At 46.7% G+C, this 5,381-nt stretch carries 7 protein-coding genes; 2 read left to right on the forward strand and 5 right to left on the reverse strand.

Going from position 1 to position 5,381, the window contains the following annotated elements; genetic code table 11:
- Positions 1–580 precede the first annotated feature (580 nt).
- The 3 genes from ACYVD4_RS31855 to ACYVD4_RS31865 all read right to left on the reverse strand — a co-directional run bounded on the left by ACYVD4_RS31855 (position 581) and on the right by ACYVD4_RS31865 (position 3,445).
- Entirely contained in the window at positions 581–1,144 is a 564-nt protein-coding gene (locus ACYVD4_RS31855) for an NIF family HAD-type phosphatase (RefSeq protein WP_460952483.1), read from the reverse strand.
- Between the two features lie 925 nt (positions 1,145–2,069).
- Positions 2,070–2,513, reverse strand: a complete 444-nt coding sequence (locus ACYVD4_RS31860) for a hypothetical protein (RefSeq protein WP_460952485.1) — start codon at positions 2,511–2,513, stop codon at positions 2,070–2,072.
- Between the two features lie 341 nt (positions 2,514–2,854).
- On the reverse strand, positions 2,855–3,445 hold the full coding sequence (locus ACYVD4_RS31865) for a hypothetical protein (RefSeq protein ID WP_460952487.1): 591 nt from the start codon (positions 3,443–3,445) through the stop codon (positions 2,855–2,857).
- Positions 3,446–3,764: 319 nt separating this feature from the next.
- On the opposite strand from ACYVD4_RS31865, the gene ACYVD4_RS31870 reads away from it, so the two are divergent.
- Together ACYVD4_RS31870 and ACYVD4_RS31875 are read left to right on the forward strand one after the other, a co-directional pair.
- On the forward strand, positions 3,765–4,118 hold the full coding sequence (locus ACYVD4_RS31870; protein ID WP_460952489.1) for a hypothetical protein: 354 nt from the start codon (positions 3,765–3,767) through the stop codon (positions 4,116–4,118).
- A 78-nt stretch (positions 4,119–4,196) separates the two neighbouring features.
- The gene (locus tag ACYVD4_RS31875) at positions 4,197–4,439 is read left to right on the forward strand and encodes a hypothetical protein (RefSeq protein WP_460952491.1); all 243 of its coding nucleotides are present in this window, start codon (positions 4,197–4,199) and stop codon (positions 4,437–4,439) included.
- A gap of 283 nt (positions 4,440–4,722) precedes the next feature.
- Here ACYVD4_RS31875 and ACYVD4_RS31880 read toward each other — a convergent pair whose 3' ends face one another.
- Positions 4,723–5,130 carry an Imm51 family immunity protein gene (locus tag ACYVD4_RS31880; RefSeq protein ID WP_460952492.1) on the reverse strand — a complete coding sequence of 136 codons (408 nt, stop codon included), beginning with the start codon at positions 5,128–5,130 and terminating at the stop codon, positions 4,723–4,725.
- 56 nt (positions 5,131–5,186) lie between these two features.
- A partial coding sequence (locus ACYVD4_RS31885; RefSeq protein WP_460952494.1) for a hypothetical protein occupies positions 5,187–5,381 on the reverse strand: 195 nt, incomplete at its 5' end.

The following is a 5,381-nucleotide window of genomic DNA, read 5'->3' on the forward strand; positions in this document are numbered from 1 at the left end:
GATGAAATTAGCATTACGAAACCTTAACAGTCTCAAAAGTCAATCTACTCTATTAGCTAAGGCTGCGTAACATCAGTTATCTATTTGATGACAAAATGCAATGACATTATCTTTTTGTTGCTGGTTCATAGTTATACTTTAAAAAATACCTGTTTATAAGTTTGACTGAGATTGACTCGCTATAGACGTAACTTGTTGAACGGAATCCATTCGAGACGTACTGCTTGTCATCAGAAAGCAGCCTTACCCAATTTTTTAACTGCCATATTTGGGGCGTTTCCTGTGTCGTACGTTACGTCGCAAATGCACTTTTTAACTACCCCAACCGGGGCGTTTCTCTTGTCGACCGAAGCCGCCTAACAAGCCACAATACAGCCGCTGGGGCGGCCCCCTTATCGCACGAAAGCTGGAATTTCACTCACTGCTTTTTTGGCAACACCCAACACCCACAGGGGCTGATGGCCACTGAGACCACTGTAAACAACAAACGTAGCCGCCTGCCTTTACACCCCTGTCTGGTTGGGCTGTCAACTTTCCCTCGGGACGTGCTCCCTGTCGCCGGAAAGCCCCCTTGTGGAGCTTAGCCAATGGAGGTTGATTCCACTCGGTTTCGCCAACCTCGCTTTTCAATACTTCGAACGTTTTCTACTGCTTTCAACGTCAGCAAGTAATCAAATAAAGCTGTCAATTCATTATCATTCTCGTCTCCAATGTACTCTTTAATATGGATAGCGTTCCCGTAATTAGCTCGTGACTTTTCAGTTGAATCATCCACAATCAGTATTTTCTCTAATCGGAAACCTCGCTTTTTCAACTTGTCTAGACGCTTCTCAAAACAATACGTATCCCTTTCAAAATCTCGCCGGTAGCTGCAACGACTTCGTCCCCAAACAACTAGCAAATCAATATTGTCGGGGATTATGCCTCTGACAATCTCAGTAACGTAATCATCATCTGCTGAACTCCAGATACCAACTGTAAAATGTTCTGCTGCGCTGGTTAAGAATGACCTGAGGTTAGGGCGCTGATAGACAAAATACTTTTCAAATTTCAAATCATACGGCTTGTTCAACTCATGTTCCGTAGCGTGAATGAGGGTTTCGTCTAAATCGAAAATTACCAGTTTGTCAGATTTATCAATCATAAATCGGTGGATAAAATGCTGTCCTAAGTGGAACGTTTCCTCTGTCCCACGCTATGTGCCAAACGCACTTTCCTGACTGTCCTAACGGGGGCGTTTTTAGTGTCGACCAACGCCGACCAACGAGCCTAAAAACAACCCAACTGGGACGTCTCTCGTGTCGACCGGAGCTGTATAACGAGCTAAGACCGCCCTGTTTCGAGCCGTGCTGCCTGTCGTACGAAACCGGCCTTACACTCACATCTTGTTTGGCAACACCCAACGACCACAGGGGCTGATGGATGATAACACTATATCACTGAACAACTGTGGCGTCAACCTTTACACCCCTGTTTGGTTGGGCTGCTACAACTTTCCCTCGGGACGGGCTCCCTGTCGACGGAGAGCTGCCCATACTGGGCTTATTATTAGCGATCTTCCAAGTCTTCGTTAAGGGCTTTTTTTACCATAAAGCCTCCAAGAAACGCATCGAATAGCCAAAAGACCCATCTCGCTAACACTTCGAATACTTCCATTTTTTTCTTTTTTATAAATTAAGAGCCAATCGCTTCTTTGGCACTCAGTTGTTAACCAAACCGATCTGCCGGGGCGTTTGCGTTGTCGCACTCAACGCGCCTAACCTGTCCAAACTTGGCTGTCGGGGCAATTCTCGTGTCACACGGAGCCTCCCAACGAGCCCAAGAACTGCCCTGTCACTACGTTTCTCGTGTCGACCGAAGCAGCCTAACGAGCTAAACAGCCCGCCTGTCGAAATGTGTAACTTGTCGCAGGAAGCCCGATCACTACGTTACTTTTCTGACTGTTGGCATCACCCAACGACCATGAGGGTTGATGGATGATAATGCTACGTTATTGAACAAACTCAACTACCAACCTTTACACCCTCATTTGGTTGGGCTGCAAACTCGCCTTCGGGACGTGCTCCCTGTCAGCGGAAAGCTCGCCTTGTTTGTTTCTGACGTTCTTTTTCATAATTCCATTTGATACTATCAGGTATCTGAACCCAAACGTGGTCTGGAATGCCAGCTTCATATTTGTCAAAAATCTCTTCACCCTTCTGCCAAACTGTTACGTATTCCCAATACACCAAAAAGAAATCGCCTTCGTGAATAAATTCCATCCAGCCATCGACAACCAAATTATCCAGCTCATCAAAAACCAAAATGCCAGAGTAATTTTCTAAGTCACCATCTAAGTAACTGCTATCATGACCTTCAATGCAACTGTCAGACCAGTCAAATTTTAGATTTAAACCTGCTATTCCATAGCTGGCTAAATCGGCTATTAATTGTTTCTCAACCAATGCTCTGAGGTGCGGCCCCATTGGCGTAGAGAGGCCCGAATCGGTATAGTTTGGTTTAACTGTCTGCATATTTTCCTCTTTGAGATTGTAGCCTGTCGCGCGAAACTACCCCTGTACTTCGCGAAACTACCCCTGTACTTTTAGCTTACCTAATTGGGGCGTTTCTCGTGTCAACCGAAGCCGACAAACGAGCCAAACAACTGGCCTGTCGAGCCGGGCGGCCTGTCGACCGCAAGCCCACAAACACGCTCTTACTTTTTGGCATCACCCAACACCCATGAGGGTTGATGGTGAGCGAGTTTGTTCACTTCACTACGTAACCTCAACCTTTACACCCTCATTTGGTTGAGCTGCAAACTCTCCTTCGGGACGTGCTTCCTGTCGCCCGCAGGTGACAGGACAGAAAGTTGCTACCACAAACACAAATATATGTACAACCGTAATCTTTGGGCTTCTTGGCAAAGCAGCATTAATTCATCAAAGTTAGCTTTATGACGTTCGTAGTAGTTTTCGTGATGAAATTCTACTTGAATATCTGCTTCAATTTCAATTTGGTTTCCAATGAAACTATATTGTTGGAAAGTAGCTTCTTGCAAATCTCTGATAGGGCTTTCTGACTTCAAAAGCCACAAATCAAGATTTGCCACGGACTTATAATGGCCCGTCGGGATTTGAACATGCTTGCCATTATATAAATATTTTTTACCGTTGTCAATAATGTATTGTTGGTCGGTCTTGTTGAAGACCTTGATATAGTTAACAGATTTGAAGAATTCAGAAAATCTGTTAAGACTTTCAAGCGCTTTAGAGGGGTGAATTATTTGATTATTCCAATCGCAAAAAATGAGGTCGTCCTTTAACAAATCTTTATCAACGTATTCAACAAGTATATCTTTTGATTCTACGACGATATGATAAAAGTCAGCATCAATTCCCTTTGTAATGGTCTCATTTGGTTCATTTACGTTGCTTATAATAGCAAAAGCTCCTTGAAGTCCCATTGATATTTTGTCTGTCAATTGTCAGAGGGGCATCTTGTCGCAGAACACCTCAAATTAAGAAAATTTTACATAAGTGGGGCGTTTCTCGTGTCGGCTAGAGCCGCCAAACGAGCCAAAATCAGCCAATCGGGACGTTTCCTTTGTCGCCAAGAACCCCGAAATGAACGCCTAAAAGTTCATTGCCTAAGCCGGACCTCGTGTCGACTGAAACACGCAAACACGCTTTTCTGTTTGTTGCATCACCCAACGACCATGAGGGTTGATGGATCATAACGCTACGTTATTGAACACAAACCACTTCTAACCTTTACACCCTCATTTGGTTGGGCTGCCCCGCTTTCCCTCGGGACGAGATTCCTGTCGACGGGAAGCTGCCCCACGCCGAGCGGACAACAACGCAACTAACCGGTTAAAGACCAGCGCGAAGCCCTTTTACTACCTATCGCAAAGCCTTTCACTACATTGTCGCGGGGCGATTGCCCTGTCGACCGCTACGTGGCAAACTCGCTTTTTGTCAGCTTGCCCAACCGGGGCGATTCTGGTGTCAACCGAAAGCCGACTAACGAGCCAAAACGCCCTGTCGCGGGACGATTGCCCTGTCGACCGAGACACAGCCACTACGTTGTTTTTCAGCTTGTTGCATCACCCAACGACTATGAGGGCTGATGGATGAGAACGCTACATCCCTGAACAAGAACCACTTAAACCTTTACACCCTCATTGGGTTGGGCTGCAAACTTTCCTGCGGGACGTGCTTCCTGTCGACGGAAAGCGGCCCAAACGCGGAGCGCACAAAACGCACTTTCCGCTTCAAGACCAGCGCGAAGCCTTTCTGCTACGTTCCGAATCGGCTTTTAGTAGCCTACCAAACCACGGCCTTTCTCGTGTCGACCGAAGCAAAAAGACTTCCTCAAGTAGAGGCTTCTCGTGTCGACCGCAATCCAAGAAAGCGCTCCAATTCTGGCGTTCGCCTTGTCAAACGGAACCCGCATAACGAAAGCAAAGGTTGCCCTGTCGGGGTGCTTCTCGTGTCGACCGAAACCAACTAACGAGCCAAACCGTTCTGTCGCGGGACGATTACCCTGTCGCACGAAGCCCGCAAACACACTTTATCTGTTTGTCCGGAACACCCAACGACCATGAGGGCTGATGGACGAGCGAAAAACTCCAAACAACGAACGGAGCCCCTGCCTTTACACCCTCATTGGGTTGGGCTGACCCGCTTGCCACCGGGACGAGCGGCCTGTCGCAAGACAGCCGCCTTATGCCGAGGGAGATCACTCAAACGCCCATTCGTTTTCAGGATCACTTTGAGCTTTCTTGACAATTCGCTTGAACTCCCTTTTGCTTTTCAGAAGTTGTAGAATGTACTCTGCGACTTTGAACTGACTCGCTTCGCTACCAACATACAGGACACAAGTCGAGGCCTCTGTATCATTCTCAATCTCCTCATATAAATCATGGTCTTTTTCCTGAATCCAAGTCAGAAAAAGCACCATCCACGAATAGCCTGTAATACCAATATCTTTCTCTTCCAGGTGTTCAATTAAATCTTCGTATTCACCCTGTAAATCGGCATCAACGTCAATTTCGTAATTTTTGCCCCTTGTCGATTCACAATCTATTAAACTGCACGGATAATACGTCTCGTCATCAATCCAAATGTCGCCGTCTTGTACTTTCATCTTCGTTATTTTCAATGTTTCTCGTGTCGACTGAAACCTGCCTAACGAGTATCAGATCAACTAACCGGGTCGATTCTCGTGTCGACCGAAGCTACCCAACGAGCCAAAAAGCCCGACTTTGGGACGCGCTGACTGTCGCACGCAAGCCCACGAACGAGCACTACTTTTTGGCTGTTCACCCAACGACCACAGGGGTTGATGGCACACCGGGTACTTAAAAAAACGCACGTACCTCCGGCCTTTACACCCCT

The sequence above is a fragment of the Spirosoma daeguense genome, from assembly GCF_054776875.1.

Coding starts and splice junctions, on each gene's coding strand:
- ACYVD4_RS31855 (WP_460952483.1), bottom strand. CDS start 1,144: ATGATTGATAAATCTGACAAACTGGTAATTTTCGATTTAGACGAAACC.
- ACYVD4_RS31865 (WP_460952487.1), bottom strand. CDS start 3,445: ATGGGACTTCAAGGAGCTTTTGCTATTATAAGCAACGTAAATGAACCA.
- ACYVD4_RS31860 (WP_460952485.1), bottom strand. CDS start 2,513: ATGCAGACAGTTAAACCAAACTATACCGATTCGGGCCTCTCTACGCCA.
- ACYVD4_RS31880 (WP_460952492.1), bottom strand. CDS start 5,130: ATGAAAGTACAAGACGGCGACATTTGGATTGATGACGAGACGTATTAT.